At 42.3% G+C, this 22,614-nt stretch carries 22 protein-coding genes; 5 read left to right on the top strand and 17 right to left on the bottom strand.

Features of this window, described 5'->3' with window-relative positions; all coding sequences use genetic code 11:
- Window position 1 precedes the first annotated feature (1 nt).
- The 4 genes from rfbD to rplM form a co-directional block, all read right to left on the bottom strand.
- Window positions 2-853 carry a dTDP-4-dehydrorhamnose reductase gene (gene rfbD, locus H8Z79_RS02030; protein WP_015542121.1) on the bottom strand — a complete coding sequence of 284 codons (852 nt, stop codon included), beginning with the start codon at window positions 851-853 and terminating at the stop codon, window positions 2-4.
- 327 nt (window positions 854-1,180) lie between these two features.
- Entirely contained in the window at window positions 1,181-2,239 is a 1,059-nt protein-coding gene (locus H8Z79_RS02025) for an FUSC family protein (protein ID WP_118040054.1), read from the bottom strand.
- Between the two features lie 722 nt (window positions 2,240-2,961).
- The gene (gene rpsI / locus H8Z79_RS02020) at window positions 2,962-3,354 is read right to left on the bottom strand and encodes a 30S ribosomal protein S9 (RefSeq protein WP_072521862.1); all 393 of its coding nucleotides are present in this window, start codon (window positions 3,352-3,354) and stop codon (window positions 2,962-2,964) included.
- Window positions 3,355-3,370: 16 nt separating this feature from the next.
- Complete coding sequence (rplM, locus tag H8Z79_RS02015; RefSeq protein WP_015542118.1) at window positions 3,371-3,799, bottom strand: 50S ribosomal protein L13; 429 nt, start codon at window positions 3,797-3,799, stop codon at window positions 3,371-3,373.
- Window positions 3,800-4,134: 335 nt separating this feature from the next.
- On the opposite strand from rplM, the gene H8Z79_RS02010 reads away from it, so the two are divergent.
- Complete coding sequence (locus H8Z79_RS02010) at window positions 4,135-4,698, top strand: TetR/AcrR family transcriptional regulator (protein WP_118040056.1); 564 nt, start codon at window positions 4,135-4,137, stop codon at window positions 4,696-4,698.
- A gap of 117 nt (window positions 4,699-4,815) precedes the next feature.
- On the top strand, window positions 4,816-6,792 hold the full coding sequence (locus H8Z79_RS02005; RefSeq protein WP_118040058.1) for an oleate hydratase: 1,977 nt from the start codon (window positions 4,816-4,818) through the stop codon (window positions 6,790-6,792).
- A 145-nt stretch (window positions 6,793-6,937) separates the two neighbouring features.
- Here the strand turns inward: H8Z79_RS02005 and H8Z79_RS02000 are convergent, their stop codons facing one another.
- The 12 genes from H8Z79_RS02000 to H8Z79_RS01945 form a co-directional block, all read right to left on the bottom strand.
- Complete coding sequence (locus tag H8Z79_RS02000) at window positions 6,938-7,927, bottom strand: LacI family DNA-binding transcriptional regulator (RefSeq protein ID WP_015542115.1); 990 nt, start codon at window positions 7,925-7,927, stop codon at window positions 6,938-6,940.
- Window positions 7,928-7,998: 71 nt separating this feature from the next.
- Complete coding sequence (locus H8Z79_RS01995; RefSeq protein WP_015542114.1) at window positions 7,999-9,024, bottom strand: ABC transporter permease; 1,026 nt, start codon at window positions 9,022-9,024, stop codon at window positions 7,999-8,001.
- A 1-nt stretch (window position 9,025) separates the two neighbouring features.
- Complete coding sequence (locus H8Z79_RS01990; protein WP_187002661.1) at window positions 9,026-10,525, bottom strand: sugar ABC transporter ATP-binding protein; 1,500 nt, start codon at window positions 10,523-10,525, stop codon at window positions 9,026-9,028.
- 147 nt (window positions 10,526-10,672) lie between these two features.
- The gene (locus tag H8Z79_RS01985) at window positions 10,673-11,731 is read right to left on the bottom strand and encodes a substrate-binding domain-containing protein (protein ID WP_015542112.1); all 1,059 of its coding nucleotides are present in this window, start codon (window positions 11,729-11,731) and stop codon (window positions 10,673-10,675) included.
- Between the two features lie 86 nt (window positions 11,732-11,817).
- Window positions 11,818-12,732: a sugar phosphate isomerase/epimerase family protein gene (locus tag H8Z79_RS01980; protein ID WP_118040062.1), complete on the bottom strand. Its 915-nt coding sequence runs from the start codon at window positions 12,730-12,732 to the stop codon at window positions 11,818-11,820.
- Window positions 12,729-13,778 carry a Gfo/Idh/MocA family protein gene (locus H8Z79_RS01975; protein WP_015542111.1) on the bottom strand — a complete coding sequence of 350 codons (1,050 nt, stop codon included), beginning with the start codon at window positions 13,776-13,778 and terminating at the stop codon, window positions 12,729-12,731. The genes H8Z79_RS01980 and H8Z79_RS01975 overlap by 4 nt, the downstream gene beginning before the upstream one ends.
- 321 nt (window positions 13,779-14,099) lie before the next feature.
- Window positions 14,100-14,648, bottom strand: coding sequence for a hypothetical protein (locus tag H8Z79_RS01970; protein WP_147348525.1), 549 nt, complete (start codon window positions 14,646-14,648; stop codon window positions 14,100-14,102).
- Window positions 14,649-14,782: 134 nt separating this feature from the next.
- Window positions 14,783-15,313 carry a EutP/PduV family microcompartment system protein gene (locus H8Z79_RS01965; protein ID WP_118040135.1) on the bottom strand — a complete coding sequence of 177 codons (531 nt, stop codon included), beginning with the start codon at window positions 15,311-15,313 and terminating at the stop codon, window positions 14,783-14,785.
- 19 nt (window positions 15,314-15,332) lie between these two features.
- Window positions 15,333-15,764 (bottom strand): BMC domain-containing protein, encoded by a 432-nt coding sequence (locus H8Z79_RS01960; protein ID WP_117942644.1) that lies wholly within the window; start codon window positions 15,762-15,764, stop codon window positions 15,333-15,335.
- A 10-nt stretch (window positions 15,765-15,774) separates the two neighbouring features.
- A complete protein-coding gene (locus H8Z79_RS01955) occupies window positions 15,775-16,140 on the bottom strand; it encodes a BMC domain-containing protein (protein WP_015542107.1) in 366 nt (121 codons plus the stop codon).
- 237 nt (window positions 16,141-16,377) lie between these two features.
- Window positions 16,378-17,448 (bottom strand): tryptophan--tRNA ligase, encoded by a 1,071-nt coding sequence (gene trpS, locus H8Z79_RS01950; RefSeq protein WP_015542106.1) that lies wholly within the window; start codon window positions 17,446-17,448, stop codon window positions 16,378-16,380.
- The gene (locus H8Z79_RS01945; RefSeq protein WP_118040066.1) at window positions 17,449-18,963 is read right to left on the bottom strand and encodes a citrate/2-methylcitrate synthase; all 1,515 of its coding nucleotides are present in this window, start codon (window positions 18,961-18,963) and stop codon (window positions 17,449-17,451) included. It abuts the gene before it with no gap.
- A gap of 636 nt (window positions 18,964-19,599) precedes the next feature.
- Between H8Z79_RS01945 and H8Z79_RS01940 the strand changes: the two genes are divergently transcribed.
- From H8Z79_RS01940 to H8Z79_RS01930, 3 genes are read left to right on the top strand one after another with little or no spacing between them, the layout of a single operon-like run.
- Entirely contained in the window at window positions 19,600-20,133 is a 534-nt protein-coding gene (locus H8Z79_RS01940; protein ID WP_118040068.1) for a DUF3877 family protein, read from the top strand.
- 14 nt (window positions 20,134-20,147) lie between these two features.
- Complete coding sequence (gene bsh, locus H8Z79_RS01935; RefSeq protein ID WP_118040070.1) at window positions 20,148-21,122, top strand: choloylglycine hydrolase; 975 nt, start codon at window positions 20,148-20,150, stop codon at window positions 21,120-21,122.
- A gap of 13 nt (window positions 21,123-21,135) precedes the next feature.
- Window positions 21,136-21,351 carry a hypothetical protein gene (locus tag H8Z79_RS01930; RefSeq protein ID WP_015542090.1) on the top strand — a complete coding sequence of 72 codons (216 nt, stop codon included), beginning with the start codon at window positions 21,136-21,138 and terminating at the stop codon, window positions 21,349-21,351.
- A 251-nt stretch (window positions 21,352-21,602) separates the two neighbouring features.
- Here H8Z79_RS01930 and H8Z79_RS01925 read toward each other — a convergent pair whose 3' ends face one another.
- Window positions 21,603-22,586 carry an AraC family transcriptional regulator gene (locus tag H8Z79_RS01925; RefSeq protein WP_118040072.1) on the bottom strand — a complete coding sequence of 328 codons (984 nt, stop codon included), beginning with the start codon at window positions 22,584-22,586 and terminating at the stop codon, window positions 21,603-21,605.
- Window positions 22,587-22,614 lie beyond the last annotated feature (28 nt).

The raw sequence follows: 22,614 nt of genomic DNA, 5'->3' as shown, positions 1-22,614 counted from the left end.
TTTAACCCTCCGTTCTCTCATCCATGTATTCTTTCAGGGACTCTTTCCATTCCGGCATATCATACATTTCAATAATACGAAGAATAAAATTGTCCAGAACTGCATATGGCGGTCTGACAGATGAAAGGTCTGACTGCTCGGTAGGAACAGATTTAAGTTCGATTGTTTTGCCGGCAAGTCTTAATATCTCCTGTGCAAACTCATAACGGTTACAGATACCGCTGCAGGTCACGTGATATGTTCCATATTCATTTGTGCTGATCAGATACAGGATCATTCTTGCAAGATCTTTGGCGCTGGTTGGAGATCCAAACTGGTCTGATGCCACCGAAAGTGTTCTTCCGGACTCTGTCGCTTCCAGTACACGGTTTACAAAGTTGTTTCCACCGTGTCCGTATACCCAGTTACTGCGGATGATAAAGTGCTTGTGTGTAAACTCTTTTACATAATTTTCGCCGGCTCTTTTAGATCTGCCATATACGGTCAGCGGATTTGTATCATCAAACTCTGTATACGGTTTCTTGCTCTGTCCGTCAAATACGTCATCTGTAGAAAGCTGAACGATTTTTGATCCACATTTACGTGCAACGATACTTAAGTTTCTTGCACCAAGTGCATTGACACGATATGCATGTTCCGGATTTTCCTCACACTCATCCGTATCTGTGATACCTGTACAGTTGATGATCACATCCGGTCTGTTGACAGTACCGAAATTGATAACTTCATCTGTGTCCGTAATATCCAATTCATTGACATCCGTATTCAGTGCCTCAATCTGCATCGGATCCAGTACATCATTCAGTGCACGTCCGATCTGTCCGCCGGCACCTGCAATCCATACTTTTAACATTTCTTTTACCTCCCTAACATAAAAGAAGCGTTGATTCAGATCAAAATCAACGCCCTTTAATCTTTATATCTTTTAAAATTTTAGCAAGTCAGAGTATTTCTGTCAATAAAAAGTGTACTACAGGCAGATATTTACTTTTCACTCCGTTCACAGCAACTTGGTCAAAATCCATTCCAAATCACCTACGAAGATGGTAAATATTCCCCTCCCTTTCACCATCTTTTTCTGATAGGAAGTACTCTGCATAAGACGGTCTTCCGCCGGGTTGGACATCTGGCCGAGCTCGATGCATGTAATTTCAACTACGAAATTTTCCGTATTTCAGTTTCAGGCTTCTGAGCTTCTTCTTTCCTCTGAAACAGCCGCAAGTCTGTCGATCACTTTGTTACAGATTACTGTGTAAAGTGCCCCGAACACATTCATTCCGACTCGAAGCGCTACTGCCATCGGCATCCCAAACAGACCTGCTGCAATCGAAAGTGCTCCAAATGTATTAAATGCAGTCTGCCACGCGTAACCTGCCGAATAGCCGACACCAATCCCACCAATCATTCCAATATACGGGTACATGGATTCCGGAAGGAGCAGATATAATACAATAAATAATGCACAGCCGACAATATTATACTGCCATCTGTTTCCTGATCTGGCAACGCAGTCATCTGTAAATGGAAGACATACGGACATGCAGGCAATTCCTGCCCACATTGCTCTCGGCAAGCCCAGAAGAGATACGATCAGCATTGCGCTGGAAACGATCAGTGTCAGTTTCAGATACCATCTGCCTCTTGCAGAATGAAGGTCAAATTCACGGAACAGATCCGGAAAACTTCTTCTGTACGGACGGTTTTTCTGATTTTTATAAAAGATGATCATACAGAGAACCATTCCGACTGCAAGCCCTTCGACTCTCTTTATGTATTCCGCACCGGTCACGTCATATCCCAGCAGCAAAAGATATCCCAGCACAAACGTCGAATGATTATACATGATCACATTGTGACATCCCAATATCATCAGAAGAAGGATTGCTGCTGTATTTACCGCAAATGCCCCGATCGGATTAAGGGTGTTGGCAAACCGCGGTGCGATCATAAGAATCGCAAAAATCCCCATAATACTGACCAGTCCATGTGGCGTTTTGATTCCGAAATCCGCCTGCCTGAGTACAAGCACAGCAAGCAGTACTGTTACTCCCACAACGCTGTTGTCACTTCCGGTCAGATTTGTGTACAGCGTCACCACCGCCACACAGAATGCCATCACAAGGTATACCTTGAAATTATAGATCAGAATATGGCGGCGTTTCTCCTTTGGGTCTGCGGTATTTTTGATCAGTTGTTTCGAACCCACCGAACTCAGCTGAAGTTCCTGATAAAAAGTCATAAGTCTCGCTCCTTTTTTTTTGCAAAGTGTAGAGAACTATACCGCAAATTCGACGAATGGTCAAGAGGATATTTTCAATTGGACTTTTCTGTAATGGCTCTGTCTGTGATTTGTGGACTTAACATCTATTTACTCATTCTTAGGGCATCTGATTTCAAGGATATTTTTGACTCGCTTTGCACTTACTTTTCCGTGGACCACCCAATCCAAGAGCAATTTTTGACTTGCTTTGTACTTACTCCTCCCTGGACCATCCAATCCAAGAGCAATTTTTGACTCGCTTTGCACTTACTCTTCTCTGGACCACCCATTTTACAAGGATTTTGTTGACTTTGTATGTACTTTCCCATACCATAGTCATTCGCAGCCGTGATTTTCGTGGACTTTTAACAAACTTACTTATTTGCAGGTCATTTCTCACCTGAATTTCTGTTGGTCTGTCCTGTATCTACTTTTTTCCAGGTCATTACACCTACATTATTTCATGGAGCAACTCTGCAAATTCTCCTGTCTGGATTGTTCAATCGACGCAGCTTTGATGAATCGGCTTCAGGATTTCATTAAATTTAATCGTTATATTGGTAATAAACTTCTTGGGAAATAGAAATATTGGAAATAATTGAAATGTCTTTTAGAAAAACCCCGGAACCAAAGATTCCGGGGCCTGATGATTTCTGTATTCGATAACAAACCTGAAAAGCTCTGCTCTTCTTCGTTCCTGATTATCGTTTAGAGAACTGAGGTGCTCTACGAGCTGCTTTGAGACCGTATTTCTTACGTTCTTTCATACGTGGATCACGAGTAAGGAATCCAGCAGCTTTAAGAACTGGTCTGTATTCAGCGTCTGCTTCAAGAAGGGCTCTTGCAACACCATGTCTGATGGCACCAGCCTGTCCTGTGTATCCACCGCCTGTTACGTTAACGAGCACGTCAAATTTGCCTTCAGTTTCTGTTGCAGCGAATGGCTGACGAACGATAACCTTCAGAGTCTCTAATCCGAAGTATTCGTCGATGTCTCTTTTATTGATTGTGATTTTGCCTGTACCAGGTGTAAGGTAAACTCTTGCGATTGATTTTTTTCTTCTTCCTGTTCCGTAGAATTTTGCGCTAGCCAATGTCTCCTACCTCCTATTAAAATGTTAAGGTTTCCGGTTTCTGAGCTTCATGTTTGTGCTCTGGTCCGGCATAAACGAAAAGTTTCTTGTACATGGTTCTTCCCAGAGGTCCTTTTGGAAGCATACCTTTAACTGCCAGCTCAACAACCTTTTCCGGTTTCTTAGCCATCATTTCTTTTAATGTGGTCTCTTTCATTCCACCAACATAATCGGAGTGATGATAGTAAATCTTCTGGTCCATTTTCTTACCAGTAACTTTTACTTTGTCAGCGTTAACGATGATTACATAATCACCTGTATCAACGTGTGGTGTAAACTGAGGTTTGTTCTTTCCTCTTAAAACGCTAGCAACACCAGATGCCAGACGGCCCAGTGTACAGCCTTCAGCGTCAACTACATACCATTTTCTTTCGATTTTATCTGGATTAGCCATATAAGTCTGCATGGTTTTACCTCCTGTTATTTATCAACGATAGTTTGTTTAATCACGGTCTCCCGCAATATCATGTATAAAAATCCCTGGTGAACAGTGCAAATCTATATACTGCGGAAATGTCCGAAACCGCTGATAAAAACACCTTCGCCGGGGCTTTGGCTTAAGCGTTATCGCACTATGTCACATTGGGTTATTTTACTATAATGCCCTTTGCATGTCAACAGTTATTTCCGATTTTTTTACAATTTTTTTACACCGTAAAACAGTTGTATTTTTTATCCCGAAAAACAGTTATAATATATCTATTATTATAGAAGAAAATATTTTACAACGGAGGATATGCCATGTCCAACATTACCAAAAAAGCTCTTATGGAGTCTCTTAAAAAGCTTATGCTCCAGAAACCTTTAAACAAAATCACGATCAACGACCTGACCGCAGACTGTGGAATCAGCCGAATGGCTTTTTATTATCATTTCAGGGACATCTATGATCTCGTAGAGTGGGCATGTCTGGAAGAATCCACTAAAGCCCTGCAGGGTAAAAAAACTTACGAAACATGGCAGGAGGGACTTTTGCAGATTTTTGAAGCAGTCTACGAAAACAAACCCTTCATTATAAATGCCTATCATGCTGTAAGCCGTGAGCAGATTGAAAACTATCTTTTCCATCTCACACATGATCTCATTATGGGTGTTGTACTGGAGCAGTCAAAAGAAACTGCTCTTTCCGATGCGCAGAAAAATTTTATCGCTGATTTTTATAAATACAGTTTTGTCGGGATCATGCTCGACTGGATCCGCCAGGGCATGAAAGATGATTACACTTCCATCTGCGACAATATGTGCACCACCATTCAGGGAAATATTACAAATTCTATCAAAAACTTTACAAATGTATCCAAATGATAAAATTTTGCTCATCCGGCATTTTTTGTCAATTGAATTGAACGGCAAATGGCAATACTATAGGAGACAGAAACAGCGTAACAGATCATCATAAACAAATGAAAGGTGGTTTTTTATATGTCCAAAAAAAGTTTAAAACTTGGTATTGCCCTTGCAGCCGGAGCAGGTGCTGCTGCCGTCCTCGCCAAAAATTCCAAATGTAATCCAGGCACTTCAAAAGCCTCAAACAAATCAGCTTCATCAAAAAATCCTGTAAACTCCGACTACCGCAACACAGAACGCGGCAAGTACGAAAAAAACAGCAAAGGTATCTATTATACAAACGGAAACTACGAAGCATTCGCCCGCCCGGAAAAGCCGGAAGGTGTTGACGATAAACATGCATACATCGTAGGAAGCGGACTTGCTTCTCTCGCTGCTGCCTGCTTCCTTGTCCGTGATGCTCAGATGCCCGGTTCCCACATCCATATTCTGGAAGCTATGGATATTGCCGGCGGCGCCTGCGACGGAATCTTTGATCCGACACGCGGTTACGTCATGAGAGGCGGCCGTGAGATGGAAAACCATTTCGAATGCCTCTGGGATCTGTTCCGCAGCATTCCTTCCATCGAAACACCGGACGTTTCCGTGCTGGATGAATATTACTGGCTGAATAAACATGACCCGAATTATTCTCTCTGCCGTGCAACCGTAAATCGTGGCAAAGATGCCCACACAGACGGTAAATTCAACTTAAGCCAGAAAGGCTGTATGGAGATTATGAAACTCTTCATGACAAAAGATGAAGATCTCTACGATAAGACCATCGAAGATGTTTTTGACGATGAAGTATTCAATTCCACCTTCTGGCTGTACTGGAGAACCATGTTCGCATTCGAAAACTGGCACAGTGCTCTGGAAATGAAGCTGTACTTCCAGCGTTTCATCCATCACATCGCAGGACTTCCGGATTTCAGTGCCCTGAAATTCACCAAATACAATCAGTATGAATCCCTGATCCTTCCGATGCAGAAGTATCTGGAAGCTGCAGGTGTGGACTTCCAGTTCAATACCGAAGTCACCAACGTTATCTTCGAATTCAAAGAAAATAAAAAGATTGCATCTGCGATCGAATGCAAAGTAAACGGAGTCGAAAAAGGCATCGTCCTTACTGAAAACGACCTCGTATTTGTCACAAACGGAAGTTGTACAGAAGGTACGATTTACGGTGATCAGAATCATGCGCCAAACGGTGATGCAGAAGTCCGTACAAGCGGCTGCTGGTCACTCTGGAAAAATATCGCAGCGCAGGATCCGTCTTTCGGACATCCGGAAAAATTCTGCTCCGATATCAGCAAGACCAACTGGGAATCTGCAACCATCACCACACTGGATGACAAAATCATTCCTTATATCACGGATATCTGCAAACGTGATCCACGCACCGGCAAAGTTGTTACCGGCGGTATCGTAAGCTGTCAGGATTCCAGATGGCTTTTAAGCTGGACGATCAACCGCCAGGGACAGTTCAAAGATCAGGACAAAGACAAAGTCTGCGTATGGGTTTACGGGCTGTTTACAGATGTACCTGGTGATTATATTAAGAAACCGATGAAAGACTGTACCGGTAAAGAGATCACCGAAGAATGGCTTTACCACCTCGGTGTGCCGGAAGACCAGATTGAAGAGCTTGCAGAAAACAGTGCTGTATGCGTTCCTACCATGATGCCTTATATCACTGCATTCTTCATGCCAAGAGCAAAAGGCGACCGACCGGACGTTATCCCGGATGGCTGTGTGAACTTCGCATTCCTCGGCCAGTTCGCAGATACTCCACGTGACACAGTCTTCACCACAGAATACTCTGTCAGAACCGCTATGGAGGCCGTTTATGGACTTCTCGGTGTGGACCGTGGTGTGCCGGAGGTGTGGGGAAGCGTCTACGATATCCGCGAACTTCTAAGCAGCAGCGTCAAGCTGATGGACAGCAAATCACCTCTGGAAATCGAAATTCCGGGAGCGAATCTCATCAAAAAACCTCTGCTCCACTTCATCAGGGGAACTGTAATCGAAAAAATCTTACGAGATTACGATGTACTGAAAGACGGAATGTAATTCTTATAAAACAGAAAATGTGCAATGTTTCTATAATATGTGCTACTGCATCTGAAAATCTGATATGATATCTTAAGTATGCACACATATTCAAAAAAACACCGGAACAGATTTCATAACCTGCTCCGGTGTTTTTCTATGTTTCTTATGTTGATTCTCTGATCACCAGTTCCGTATCAAGCAGAAGAGATTTCATCTCTTCCTGCGGATCTTCGATCAGCTCCAGAAGCATTTCACAGGCTGTATAACCCATCTGGAATTTCGGCTGGTTTACAGTCGTGATCGAAGGTGATGTCATAGAAGACAACTCGATGTTATCAAATCCCACAACCAGAATATCCCGCGGTACATGCAAGTGAAAACGCTTCGCAGCACGGATCACTGCCGCTGCAAAAACATCAGATATGGTAAAAAATGCATTCGGTCTGCTGTCAGAATTCAGAAGTCTGCACACCGCTGCATAAGCCATCTCGTAGCTTACTTCCGGCAGCTGCACGATCCACTGCTTCGGGATCATAACCTCCGCTTTCCGAAGTGCATTCATAAATCCCTCCTGACGCTTTCTTGCATATTTGAAATTTCCCGGTCCGTTGATCAGCGCGATCTTGCTTCCTCCATTTGACAGAAGATATTCCGTTGCAAGTTCTGCAGCTCTGCTGTCATCAATACTGACATATGGGTAATCCGCATGTTCATTATATTCACAGCACTGTACCAGCGGAGCGATCACCCGTATCTGATTCAGGCCCTCTTCCGAAACACGATTCAGAAGAATCACGCCCGCTGCGTCCACTCTCCGCAGAAGATTGCAGAAATCCAGCAGATTTCCTTTATTCAGATGTGATTCATGGATCAGCAGATGGCATCCATGAGCTTTCGCCGATACTCTCGCACCCCTGATAATTTCCTGATAAAATGCATTCTCGATTCCGGGAATATTCAGAACGATCAACGGCTGTGTTTCCTTTGAAACGGTAACCGTATTTTCTATCTGGCAGCCTAATTCGCGCATAGCTGCTTCTACTCTCTGAATCGTCGGTTCCTTTACCAGCTCCCGGTGATTCAGGACTCTTGATACCGTTGCCGGTGATACCTGCGCTTTTTCAGCAATTAATGAAACAGTTATCTTCTTCATACTTTCTCTCTTTTTCAGGTTTTCTAAATTATTTCTATTATAATGTATTTTTCGCCTGTTTAACAGAGATTTTATTCTGCTTTCCTAAATTTCTGTTTAATCTGAGGTCCTGCGATCTGAACCATGATAACGATCAGCAGAATGATTCCCTTGATCGCATTGTTAATAAGAGAATCCATTTTAAGAGATACAATGATCTTGTCAATGATCGTATAGGACATTGCACCAAACAGGATTCCGAGGCATTTTCCCTTACCGCCCGACATGCTGATACCACCGAGCACGGCTGCTGCGATCGCGTACATTTCATAACTGTTTCCTGTTGTTGCCGGGTCAGCAGAAGCATTCATGGCAATCCATAAGAAAGCACCGATGCCAACGAGCGCACCTGCAATCACAAATACTGAAATCTTTACAGCCGCAGTGTTGATACCTGCCATCTGGGCACCTTTCATGTTACTTCCTACTGCATAAACTTTCTTTCCATATTTCGTGCTTGTTGTGATATATACAAAAACAAGTGTCATGATAATAAGGATCAGACCAACGATCGGGATCGTAGATACTTTTCCATTACCAAAATTATAAAGTGTCTGATAAGAAGACTGGCTGTTTGCCATCTTATACACAGAACTTCCGCCCCCGATCAGGGCTTTGTCCACATGCTGGCAGAAATACTGTGCAAAAGAACGATAAATCAGCATGGTAGCCAGTGTTACGATAAATGCGGGCATCTGAATCCAGCCTACCATCACACCATTGATCAGGCCGCAAAATGCGCCAAACAGAACTGCAAATAAGAATGTAAGCACAATACTGTTTGTCATGTTAAAAATAATAACGGAAAATCCACCGTCCAGAGCCAGCATTGAACCTACAGAAAGATCAATCTCACCGGTGATACAGATAAGTCCCATACCAAGACCAATGATCCCGATTACTGCGGAATGACGGAATACATTCATCATACCGCTCCAGGTCAGTCCGTTTGTTGTCAGTGCATATACAATAAAAATTGCTACAAAAACAATGATATAACTATTTTCTCCCAAAAATCCTGCCACACGTCCAGGAACTGTTGTATTCTTTTTACTCATTTTATTTTCCCTCCTCTGCCTGTGCTGCATTTGTTGAATACATCATAACTGTCATCTCATCGATCTCCTGATGTTCCAGGATCTTGATGATCTCTCCGTTATAAAATACCGCACAGTAATCGACAACCTTCTGGATCTCCGGTATTTCCAAAGTATTGATCAGAATTGTCTTACCCTGCTTTGCAAGTTCCAGGATCAGCTTGTAGATTTCTGCTTTTGCGCCTACATCGATTCCCTGTGTCGGATTGTCCAGAAGAAGAATTTCCGCATCTGTATTCAGCCAGCGTGCAAGAAAAACTTTCTGCTGATTTCCGCCACTTAAGGAAGTGATCAGGTCTTCGCAGGAATTTGCCTTGATATTCAGCATTTCTTTATATTTTTTGTAACTTTCAATCTCTTTCTTTTTGGAGATGGCCGGTTTCCATGCAGAAAGCGTATGTTCCGACAGATACATGTTCTCCAGAATACTCATATCCGGAATTACAGAATTTTCTTTTCTGTTGGATGCCAGCATAGCAATCTGGTCTTTCATTGCTGTATGGATGGAATGATCCCGCATGACTTTACCCATTGCACGCATTTCACCGCTGTAGGCTCTCGTCACGCCAAACATACACTGCATCAGTTCGCTGCTTCCGGCACCCTGAAGTCCGGTCAGTCCGACGATGCTGCCTTTTTTTACCGTCAGATTGATATTGCGAAAACCTTCTCCGCTGAAATCCTTCAGTTCCAGAATCGTATCGCCGAGTGGTCGTTTTTCGTATACATCCTGATCCGAGTATTTTTCCCCAACCATCATACGTGTAACGTCTTCCGGTGTAGTATCTTTTATATTTCCAGAGCCTATAAATTCTCCGTTTCGGAATACGGTATATCGGTCTGACAGACGGAAGATCTCCGGCATTTTATGTGAAATAAAGATAAAGGAAGTTCCCTTTTTCTTTAAATTGTTTACGATTTCAAACAGATGTGCCACCTCATCATTGTTTAAGGATGTTGTCGGCTCATCCAGAATCAGAAGTTTTGCTTTAAAAAACAGTGCTTTTGATATTTCAAGCAGCTGTTTCTGGCTCGTTTTCAGTTTGGAAACCTGCTGTGCAGGATCAATATCCACTCCCAGTTCATGAAACAGTCTCTCTGCCTCCTGAATCATCTTTTTCTTATCCAGACGGCCCAGTTTTGTTGTGTATTCTTTCTGAAGGAATATATTTTCATAAACTTTCAGATCATTAAACAAATTTAATTCCTGATGTACAAAAGCAATTCCCATATTCTCGGACTGCCTGATCGTAATATTTTTTAATTCGGTTCCATCAAATTCGATTTCACCTTTATCTCGCGGAAATACACCTGTCAAAACATTCATAAGTGTTGATTTTCCCGCACCATTCTCACCGAGAAGTGCATGCACTTCTCCTTGTTCTACTGTAAGCTGTACGTTTTTCAGTACAGGAATCCCACTGAAGGACTTACAGATATTCCTCATCTGCAATAAACTCATAATTCTCGCCTCCCCGCCCGATCTGTCGGGCTTTTTGATACACTGCTCTGATACACATTCACTTAATTATCTGACAGAAGGGAACTTTTCAGTTCCCTTCGCCATTTCTGTCTTATTAAAAAGAATTATATCACAAAAAATCTCGATTTAGAAAGAAGGATAATCTTTTACGTTGTCCTTATTTACGATTTCGCAGGCAATTACGTGATCCTGTTCTACATCTTTTCCATCCAGATAATCAACCATATCCTGGATTGCTGTCTGGATCATTGCAGGGCTGTAAGTTACAGATACAATACCACCAAACTTATCTGCGATATCTGTGAAGGATTCACCACGAAGTACTGCATAAAGCTCATCCAGTCCGCCACAGCCTGTCAGATAAGGTGCATTTCCGAGGAATTTTTCTTTTGTTGCATCGTCGATTCCGCCGCCCTGAAGAGCTTCAAGAATACCCATTGCAAGTTCATCATCTTCTGCATAGAACCATTTGATATCTGCATTTGATGCATCTCCGAGCAGAGATTCATAGGCTGTCTTTGTATCTGAACGGCTCCAGTTCATAGCACCTGAATATGTGATGGATTTCAGATCGTCTTCAGACCATTTTGCATCGTCTGCAATTGTTTTTCCGTCGTATTCCAGTTCTCCGGTAAGATACTTTGTGAATCCTTCATCACGGAGAGTTGTTACAGAAGAAGTATCTCCTTCGTATACATAAACTGCATCACCAGGTTTCATACCCTGCTCTGTATAGTAAGCTGCACATGCTGCTCCGATACCTTCATTGTCACCTTTTACATTGGATACTGCGCTGTCAGCCACACCATCGATGATACGGTCAAATGCTACGTACGGAATTTCTGCATCAACCAGCTGCTGGATTGCAGACTGAACAGTGTCATCAATTGGCTGAATTACAACTGCAATATTGTCTTCACCAGCTGCGATGATATCTTCGATGTTAACAATCTGCTCTGCTGCATCTGCAGATGTGATCAGTTCTGCACTGTATGTGCCGTCACCGTTTACTTCTTCAATTTTTTCTTTTGCAAATGTTGCTACGGAACCGGTCCAGCCATGGTCTTCCGGAGCTGTCAGCACATAAATGTGTGTAGCATCTCCATCTCCGTCTGCAAATACAGGAGTAACCATACTACCCATTGTCATAGCAGCGATCAGCATGCAAACTACTGTTTTTTTCATAATTCATTTCCTCCTTTTGAAATGTTTTTGTTTTTAATAAGCGGCTTCCCCGCATTATTTCATTATTTCATGTTTCAATTATTTTTTCAGATCACAAACTGTCTCATGTATCTGAGAGAAAGCTTCAGGCTGTCCAGCACTCTTTCTTCGGATCCTTCAAAAGATTTGTCTTCGATTTCGATACATGTATATCCTTCAAATCCAATGTCCGTTAATGCGGACACATATTTGCCCCAGTCTACATCTCCCAGTCCCGGAAGTTTCGGTTTCATATACTGAAGCGGATATGCCATCGTACCGCACTCTTTCAGTTTGTCTTTGAAAAGCTTGATATCTTTGTAATGCACGTGGAAAATTTTGTCCTTAAACTCATAAAGCGGCCGGATGTAATCAATCATCTGCCATACAAAATGAGACGGATCATAATTGATTCCGATGTAATCACTGTCCAGAATCTCAAAAACTTTTCTCCAGATCACCGGTGTTGTCATCAGGTTCTGTCCGCCCGGCCACTGATCTCCGTCAAAAAGCATCGGACAGTTTTCAATCGCAATACGTACTTTCTTCTCTTCTGCATAACGTACGATCGGAATCCAGATTTCTTTTACCAGCTCCAGATTTTCTTCCACTGTTTTTGTCTGGTCTCTTCCGATAAAAGTTGTAACAAGGTTAATTCCGAGTTTTTTGCTTGCATCGATCACTTTATATAAGTGTTCGATATTGGCGGCTCTTTTTTCCAGATTTCCGTCCATGGTGTTTGGATAAAATGCCAGTGCGGAAATCTCCACATTCTTTTCTTTGCAATAAGAAAGGATTTCTTCCGCTTCTTTGTCTCCCAGATTTGCTACATCAATGTGGCTGACACCTGCATATCTGCGCTCTGCTTTTGCTTTCGGCCAGCATGCAACTTCTACACATTCATAACCAATCTCAGAAACCGTATCGATCATTTTTTTGAAATCGTAATCTTCCAGTATTGCACTGACTAATCCTATCTTCACTCTAATTCCTCCTCATCCACGCGAACAGTTCTTCCAAGCTCGCTTGATTTCAGACTTCCGAAAATAGCTTTCATTGCACTGAGTACGCTCTTTCCTGAAACAGCAGGTTCGCTGTCATTTTCTACAGACTCTACAAACGCATCAATGATTCCTGATTTTGTCTGATTATCATTTGTCTGAATCTGGTCGATATCATAGAAAACTTTTCCACCATCTTTACGGATCAGTTCGATGCAATATTTCGGATTATAATAGATCTTGAGCATTCCTTCTGTTCCATAAATAATCGTGGAATTATCTTCCTCACCATAATAAGTCCAGCTGGCGGTCATCGTTCCGATGATTCCGCTCTTCATTTTGTAAATGCAGATTGCATTGTCATCTACACCGATCAGATTTCCATTACTGTCTTTCTTATCCAGTGTCGTCACTTTCGCAGTTGTTTCTTCAACTGTATCATCAAGCAGGTACTGGATAAGGTCTGTCTTATGTACACCAAGGTCTGCCATAGCTCCCATAGCAGCTCTCTTTTTGTCAAAGAACCAGTTCTGTGGGCCGGCATCTATGCTCCAGGTTTCCGGACCGCCATGTCCGAACGTTGTTTTGAAAGTAAGAACCTTACCGATATCTCCACGCTCAATGAGTCTTTTTGCTTCTGCATGAGCTTTCGCAAATCTCTGATTCTGACCAATCATGAGTTTCTTGCCCATTTGCTCTGCTGCATCCACCATCATCTGGCAGTCTTTTAATTTTGTTGCCATCGGTTTTTCACAAAGTACATGTTTTCCTGCTTTTAATGCAGCAATCGTAATCTCGGCATGTACATGATTTGCCACGCATACACTGACTGCATCAATTTCCGGATCTGCAAGCATTTCCTCAACACTTTCATAAGACTTGCAATTATATTTTTCAGCAAGGTCTTTTGCACGCTGCAGATTCAGATCATAAAGGCCAGTCAGTTTTGCATTCGGATTATCCAGATATTCCGGAATATGACGAACCTGTGCAATCTTTCCACAGCCTATAATTCCGACTCTTACCATCTTATCTCCCCCTTTATGATTTCACTTTTCTTTCATTTTTTCGTTTCATTTTTCATATAAAACATATCATTTTTCATAAATACGGTCAATATTTTTATGCTATACGTATGTTTTTTCTATGTTTTGCCTCTTTTTATTGTTTATTTTTGATATTTATTACCATATTTTATATTCCGTTTCTGAAAACTTTTCATTTGTTTCATTTTCAATCGGCAAGTATTTTCACCTTGCGGTTACATTGCGGTGTAATTTCCGGATATAAAAAACAAGTCAAAAAAATCTCCTACAGAATTTTCTGTAAGAGATTTTTATGATCATCAGTTATTTAATTTTTAATGAATAGGAGTGTTTGCCGCCTGTCCAGAATGATTTGATATAAATTGTCTCGCCTTTTTTCAGAGAGATCTTTGCATAACGGGTATGAAGATCAGAAGCCGCTTTAATCTTTCTGCCTTTTGTGTAGGTATTGTACCATGCCTTTGAGCACATATTCAAAACAGAGGATTTTCCACCGTTAGTTTTGACTCTCTGCATGCTTCTTCCATATTTGGTATTCTTGTAAATATAAACAGAACCGAGATGTCTTTCAGACGGAGTGTAACCACTCAGCTTACGGAAATTGCTGAATGTCAGAGTATATTTTGCTGTCTTTGGTGCAGTAAAACGAATGTAATCGTCTTTGCTCATCTTTGTCTTACTTAATACTCTGTAGGTTCCCCTTTTCTTAATGTTTACAGCTTTGTTTGCATTTTTGTTTGCTGTCACGGTTCTGGCAGCCTGTACCGGAACCTGAAATGGCTCAGATAACATTGTCATCGCTGTAAGGACAATTAAGAGTGCACATAATAATTTTTTTACCTTTTTCATCATATATCCTCCTGAATGTTTTGATAAAAAAATTTTACCATATAGGACAGTGCCCGTCCAGTATTTCCAACAAAAATTTACCGAAAAAAGTTTCGATTTTTTTTAATATATATACACTCTGTCAATTTGCAGATTATTTACCGAATATTCTCCGGATATTCCACACCTTCCGGCAATGGCTGCCATTCGTTCAGCCCAAGGCTCTGCTTAAACTTCGCCTGCTCCAGTGTCAGCTTCGGAAGATCATCCTTCAGATATTCCATCAGCTCGTCAATTCCCTCACGTGTTACGTTATTAACCTCAAAGATACGCTCGCATCCCATGTTTTCCATCCACTGACGCACCATCGGAAGATTGGCATGAGGAGAATCCACCTTCGTGATGATCCCGATCAATGGTCTCAGAAGAAAGTTCCTGCTGCCATCGCTGAACAGGTTAAACGGCTCGTTCGCCGCCTGCACGATCGCAATGACATCGGCCTCAAAAGAAAAGCACGCAAGTCCCACGCTGAAGTGCTTGGACTCCGCGTATTCACCCGGAGAATCTATCGTATCTTCTTTTGTATTTGTATACTGAGTCTTGTGGTAGTGCAGCTCTTCTCCCTTCAGTGCCTGTGTCAGAGAAGTCTTGCCAGCCTCACTTCGTCCCATTAAAAAGATTTTTTTCATTCTTTCATCCTGTCCTGTTTCAGCTTCTGTGGATTTTACAGACATCAAAATGTAGTTCGTCGCGGAAAAATCTCACAACTTCTTCGACTGCTGTCATTACCTGAGAGAACCCGCCTGTTATGATCAGCGCTCCACTGAAACGATCCATAAATCCAACTTCAACATGTGCAGCCTTTACCGCCACATCCGTCGCAACCACAATGGCCTCCCACGGTGTCACACGCATGATCCCGATAGTTTCTCCTCTGTGGTCTTCGCCTTCATGTACTCCGATATGAAGCGCAAGATTCTCATAAACAGAACCATCCGATGGGGTAAATACATGTGCAAAATCAAGGGATTTACCCGGAACCCGTACCCGTGTCAGCCGAAGTTTCTTTCCTTTAAGATTTTCATAATCGTCATGAAACAGTCTCTCGAGAAGTTCCTCTCTCGTTATACGTTCTTCCATGCTGTACTTCCTATCTCTTCGTGATGTCACAGACTACATATCCCAGCGTATCACGGAAATACTCCACAACTTCTGTCATCGCAGACATGACATCGGAAATCTCTCCCGTAATAATCATAGTTCCTGTAAAACGGTCTGCAAATCCAAGATAAACGTTACCGCTCTTTACTGCAATATCGGATGCAATGACCGCAGATTCTGACGGTGTCATATTCATGATCCCAATTGCAGATGAACCATAATCCACCTGCGGATTCAGTCCGAGTTTCTGATATATGATTGGAGCCGGCCCGCCCATTACATGCGCAAAGGTAATTTCCTTACCTGCTACCGTCTCCTGTACGATTCTGATCTTATCGCTATGTTCATTTGCCATTGACAGCTCCTCACTTTCGCTATAATGCCTTATACTAAATTGTACTATTTTGTTAATATAAAGTCAAGGTAATTTTCCTCAAACTCAGCATGAAACAACATTTTTCAAAAATAAAATCCACACAAAACAACATTTTTTTCTTTTATGTTTCTACCAAGCAAAAAAAGCAACTGTTTCAGATGATTGTCCAAAACAGTTGCTTCCTATAGCATTTATTTCATTTATCGTTGTGAAATTTTATTTCTGGTACATGTCAGACTGATCACTGTCAAAATAGTTGATACGCATGGATGCCTTAACATCATTCAGTGTCTCAGCGGCTTTTGCTTCTGCGACCTTGCTTCCCTCTCTGAGGATATCGAGTACATCCGGGATACGCTGTTCCCATTCTTTACGTCTTGCACGGATCGGTGAAAGCTCTGCCTGCATAACATTATTCAGGAATTTCTTGACTTTTACATCACCAAGACCACCTCTGCGGTAATGATCCTCGAGTTCTTCAAGGTTCTGATATTCCGGAAGGAATTCCGGGAAATATTCATCCCTGCAGAATGCTTCCAGATAAATAAATACCGGATTGCCTTCCACACGTCCCGGATCCTGCACACGAAGATGATTCGGATCGGTAAACATGGACATGATTTTTTTCTTAACATCGGCTTCTTCATCAGAAAGGTAAATGCAGTTGCCGAGAGATTTGCTCATTTTGGCTTTGCCGTCGATACCCGGCAGACGCAGGCATGCCTTGTTGGACGGAAGCACGATCTTCGGATCGGTCAGTGTCTCGCCGTAAACAGTATTGAATTTGTGTACAATTTCTTTGCACTGCTCGATCATCGGCATCTGATCCTCGCCAACCGGTACATGTGTTGCACGGAAAGCGGTGATGTCTGCTGCCTGGCTGATCGGGTAACAGAAAAATCCAACAGGAATGCTGGCTTCAAAATTTCTCATCTGAATCTCGGATTTTACGGTAGGGTTACGCTGTACACGTGCCACTGTAACAAGATTCATATAATAAAATGTAAGCTCTGTCAGTTCCGGTACCATGGACTGGATAAAAATCGTAGATTTCGCCGGATCGATTCCGCATGCCAGATAATCCAGTGCAACCTGAATGATATTCTGACGTACTTTTTCCGGATGCTCTGCATTGTCCGTCAGTGCCTGTGCATCAGCGATCATAATATAAACTTCATCGTAATCACCGGAATTCTGAAGCTTCACACGCTCCTTCAGTGATCCTACGTAATGTCCTACGTGAAGTTTTCCGGTAGGACGGTCCCCTGTTAAAATTACCTGTTTCATTTATTCCTTCTCCTCAGAGCGCTCTTTTGCAGCTTCAGGCGCCTCTTTCTCAGTATTTTCTCCCGTTTCTCCTGCTGCTTCTGTTGCTGCTCCTTTTTCCAGATCTCTCAAAACTTCCTCACAGCCTTCTTCCGGTGTTCTTTCTTCATACGGAACAAAACCTGCATGATGTCCTACGTATTTGTATGCAGGACGGATGATCTTGCTTGCATTAAGGATTTCTTCAAGACGATGTGCACTCCATCCAGGAATACGCGCAATGGCGAAAATCGGAGTAAACAGCTCTTTCGGGATTCCAAGCATAGTATATACGAAACCGCTGTAAAAGTCTACGTTTGCACAGACATTTTTGAAAAGTCTGCGCTGCTCCATAACAAGTCTTCCACCCAGACGTTCTACCAGTTCATACAATGCAAATTCTTTTATCATGCCCTTTTCCTGTGCAAGGTCTCTGGCAAATCTCTTGAGGATCACTTCACGTGGATCAGAAAGTGTATAAACTGCATGTCCCATACCATAGATCAGACCGGTATGGTCAAACGCCTCTTTATTAAGGATCTTACAAAGATAATTTTCCACTTCTTTCTCATCAGACCAGTCTTTTACGTTTGCCTTGATGTCCTCGAACATATTCTGCACTTTCAGGTTCGCACCACCATGACGAGGTCCTTTCAGGGAACCGATGGATGCTGCAATAGAAGAATACGTATCGGTGCCAGATGAAGTAACCACATGCGTAGTAAATGTAGAGTTGTTACCACCACCATGCTCTGCATGAAGAATGAGCGCAATATCCAGAACTTTCGCTTCCAGTTCAGTGTATTTGCCATCCGGACGGAGCATCAGAAGGAGGTTTTCCGCGAGGGAAAGTCCTTTCTGAGGATTACGGATAAACAGCGTCTCATCTTTACGGAAATGTCTGTAGGAATGATAGGAATATACCGCAATGAGCGGAAGCTTCGCAATCATCTCAATACTCTGGCGAAGAACATTCTCTGCGGAAATATCTTCTGCTTTTGAATCGTAGGTATACAATGTCAGAATACATCTCTGCATTGCATTCATGATATCACTGTTGGATGCTTTCATAACAACATCTCGAACAAAACGTCCTGAAAGTGTCTCGAAGTTTTCCATAACGTTTTTGAACATCTGCATATCTTTTTCAGAAGGAAGTCTTCCGAATAATAAAAGATAGATTGTTTCTTCGAAGCCGAATTTGCGGCCTTTCAGTCCATCTACGATATCGTTTACATTATATCCCTGATAATAAAGTCTGCCGTGTGCCGGAATCTTACGCCCATTTACCAGATCATATCCTGTAACATCGGAAATCTCGGTAAGTCCTGTCAGGACACCTTTACCTGCTGAGTCACGGAGACCTCTTTTTACATCATATTCTACATACAGATTCGGGTTGATCCGGTGACCATTCATCAGTTCTTCCCCAAGCAGTTCCATGCTGTCCCGCAGGCTGCCCATCTCTTCAAGATTCATCATTTCATGATCTGCCATTTTCTCTCTTCCTCCATCTCGCACTATTCGCCCGTGACACTTATATTTCTTCAGGTGTATCACGCGTTCATACTTTACAAAGCTAAATTGCTTTTATTTTACACGAATACGCATAAAAATACAATAGATATACGCAGAAAACTTTCATATTAAAAAGTTATACAGCGCAAAAATACCGACGGATAGATTTTCATCCTCCGCCGGTATCCATAACACCCTCAGTTTTCTTTCATAATCTGAATAAGCTTATTGACATTTTCTGCATTCCATTCACCAATTTCCAGCTCTGCGTATGGAATATTCTGATCACCGGAGTCCGGATTATGGTACCATACACATTTTGCTCCGGCGGCTTTTGCTGCTTTTCCGCCATTTGTAGAATCTTCATATTTAAATTTTTAAAAATTAACCTTTTTTTCATAATACTCTGCCCATACTCACACTGTCAACGAACTTTTGGGGTAATATTTTGTTAAATGATCCGGAAGTGCAGTAACAATTTTTCCAAACGAACTTATTATTTGCCTTAACAGCTCTGGTATTTTCCAAACGAATCTGCTACAATATGTTGCAGTATTTTAACTCCATGCTGTTTATGCTGTAATCAGCAGCTCATCTTATAAAGGAGGTCCCGTTATGGGTTATGATAAACTTGAACGAAATCTGATTGATATTGTCAAAGAAGAACAGGCTAAACTTGGCTTTTTTAAAGAAGATATACGACTTTATTATCCGCTTTCTTCCCTGAATCATTTCTTTAATGCCAACGACAGTGCAGATGAAATGCAGATGCGTCTCGATACACTTCCGGAATCTATCACTTCAAAACTTGGACAGATTGAAGTCAGTCATAAAGGCGACCGTTTCTGTTTCCATATTCCGCAGGAAGGCACCGTATATGTGCATGACAACACCGCACCAAATGAATTTATCCACCAGCTTGTGGAATTAGTCGGAAAACATGGCTGTACTATGAATGAAATTCTGGATCTGTTCCATACTTATTCAGAGAACATTATCACCGAAGAAATGAACAATGGTGAATTTGACCGTCTGATCCGTTTTGCTGACAATAGCAAAGACCCTTATTACTATTGTTTTAAAGATGAAGGCTGTCATATCATCTATCACCGTTTTCTGCCGGAGGACTATGCCGATTTTAACTTTTAAGGAGGAAATATTTTATGTGTACTGCCGCAACTTACCAGACAAAAGATTTTTATTTTGGAAGAACTCTGGACTATGAATTTTCCTATGGTGACCAGATTGCCATCACACCACGAAATTATCCGTTTTCTTTCCGGCATGCCGGCGAAATGGCCACTCACTACGCGATCATCGGTATGGCTCATGTTGCCGGAAACTACCCCCTCTATTATGATGCCATCAACGAAAAAGGTGTTGGTATGGCAGGATTAAACTTTGTCGGAAATGCCGCTTATGCAGATGTTTCACCTGACAGAGATAATGTCGCCCAGTTTGAATTTATTCCATGGATTTTAAGCCAGTGTGCGACTCTTTCCGAAGTACGGACGCTTCTTGAGCGCATGGCTCTGGTGGGCACTCCGTTCAACGAACAGTTTCCGCTTGCGCAGCTTCACTGGATCATCTCGGACAAAACAGGTTCCATTACAGTAGAATCTATGGCTGACGGACTTCACATTTATGAGAATCCGGTCGGTGTGCTCACGAACAATCCGCCTTTTCCACAGCAGATGTTCCAGCTCAACAACTTTATGCACTTGTCTCCGAAACAGCCTGTAAATACTTTTTCCGATGACCTTGCTCTCACTGCATACAGCCGTGGAATGGGAGCGCTCGGTCTTCCGGGAGATCTGTCTTCCGCATCCCGTTTTGTCCGGGTTGCTTTCACAAAGATGAACGCCTTTTCAGGCGATTCCGAAAAAGAAAGCGTAAGCCAGTTCTTTCACATTCTCGGTTCCGTGGATCAGCAGCGCGGATGCTGCGAAGTCGCCGATGGAAAATATGAGATTACGCTTTATACTTCCTGCTGTAATGTCACAAAGGGGATCTATTATTATACAACCTATGAAAACCACCAGATCAGTGCTGTCGATATGCACAGAGAGAATCTGGATGGTGGTGTTCTGATCTGCTATCCGGTCATTCAGGGCGAACAGATCAATTATCAGAATTAACGGAGGTACTTACATGAATCTTGGAAATTTAATGCAGCTTAAAAATTCCTGGGCAACATTCACCCGGAATCATCCGAAATTCCCGAAGTTTCTTCAGGCAGCAGCTACTGCTGTCAAAGAAGACACACTGATTGAAATCAAGATCACAACCGCTGAGGGAAAAGTAATAGAAACAAATCTCAAAGTAAAAGCGTCAGATATCGAGCTTGTCAAAAACCTTGCCATGTGATATACTGAACGCAGATTTTAAATTATGTACAAAAGAACAGGACACGAAAGAGAAGTGAGCAAAGCAATTCAGAACGGCAGTTTCTCTGCATTCGGGTTCTACATAATTTCCGGACATTCCAGTCCATTACAAATGATAAAATAAAATCCAAAGGGACATCGCAGTATCGGTTTTCTCCGTAACTGTGTGTCCCTTTTTATATTCTGCAAAATTATTTTATTTCTGAATTTCCAGCCGGGTACTGCTGATTTTTACAGACGTACGCGTTCTTCTTTGTCGTTTGCCACACGGAACGCACGTGGTGTCGTATGATATCGTTCTTTAAATACACGATGAAAATAGCTGCCATTTTCGTAACCGACCGCCGCAATGATATCACTGATCGGAAGATCCGTCTCACACATCAGCTCAACTGCCTTGTTCAATCTCTTGCGCTGCAAAAGCTCCTTAAAATTGAAGCCTGTATTTTTCTTGATCATCTTGCTCAGCATGTGCATCGGCAGATGCAGCTGCTCACAAAGCTCTGTAAGCGTTGCTGTCCTGTACTCCTGCTCAATATAGTCCAGAGTAGTCATTGCGATCATATTTTCGTACTGATTCGGAAGTCGCATTTCTGCATACTGCACAGACTCCAGAAGATACAGGAAAATAAGTCCCATTGTTGTCTGATTGATGCGGTTCTGGTCACCCCTGCCGGTTACAAGTGAATAGATCATATTTTCGAGAAGGTTCTGAATCTGCAATACCTCCGCCACCTTGAAATGAAGGTATTCTCCCCTTTCATCATCCTGACGCAGCACATTCACAAGGAAATCCGCAAGAACATTATTATTTCCCGCCATTGTATATGCCACATCAAAAAATTCCGGAAGAATCATAAAGTTGATTGCAATATCTTCCTCCCCTGCCGGAAGGATTTCATGTCTTGTATACTGATTCAGAAAAAGGAGCTCGCCCTGCCGGATCACCACCTCTTTGCCGCCGATAATATTGGTGAGCTGTCCCTGACAGACATACAGAACCTCAATAAAATTATGTCTGTGTGCCGGAAAATGAACAAAACGAGTGTGTGTACGCACAGCGATCAGCTTACCTTCGTTCAACATTTTTGAACTGTCCACTGTAAAATCTTTCCCGGATGTATACAGATCCTTATCCACCTCCGCCACACCGTCCAGTATCCGCTGTTCTTCTTCTGTTATGATTCTCAAATGATCCAAAAGAGCCTGCTGCATGTTTCCTCCTGCTATTCCTCATGTTACT

It is taken from the genome of Blautia intestinalis (assembly GCF_014297355.1).
Classification (GTDB): domain Bacteria; phylum Bacillota; class Clostridia; order Lachnospirales; family Lachnospiraceae; genus Blautia_A; species Blautia_A intestinalis.
This window is presented reverse-complemented; position numbering and strand designations above follow the sequence as displayed.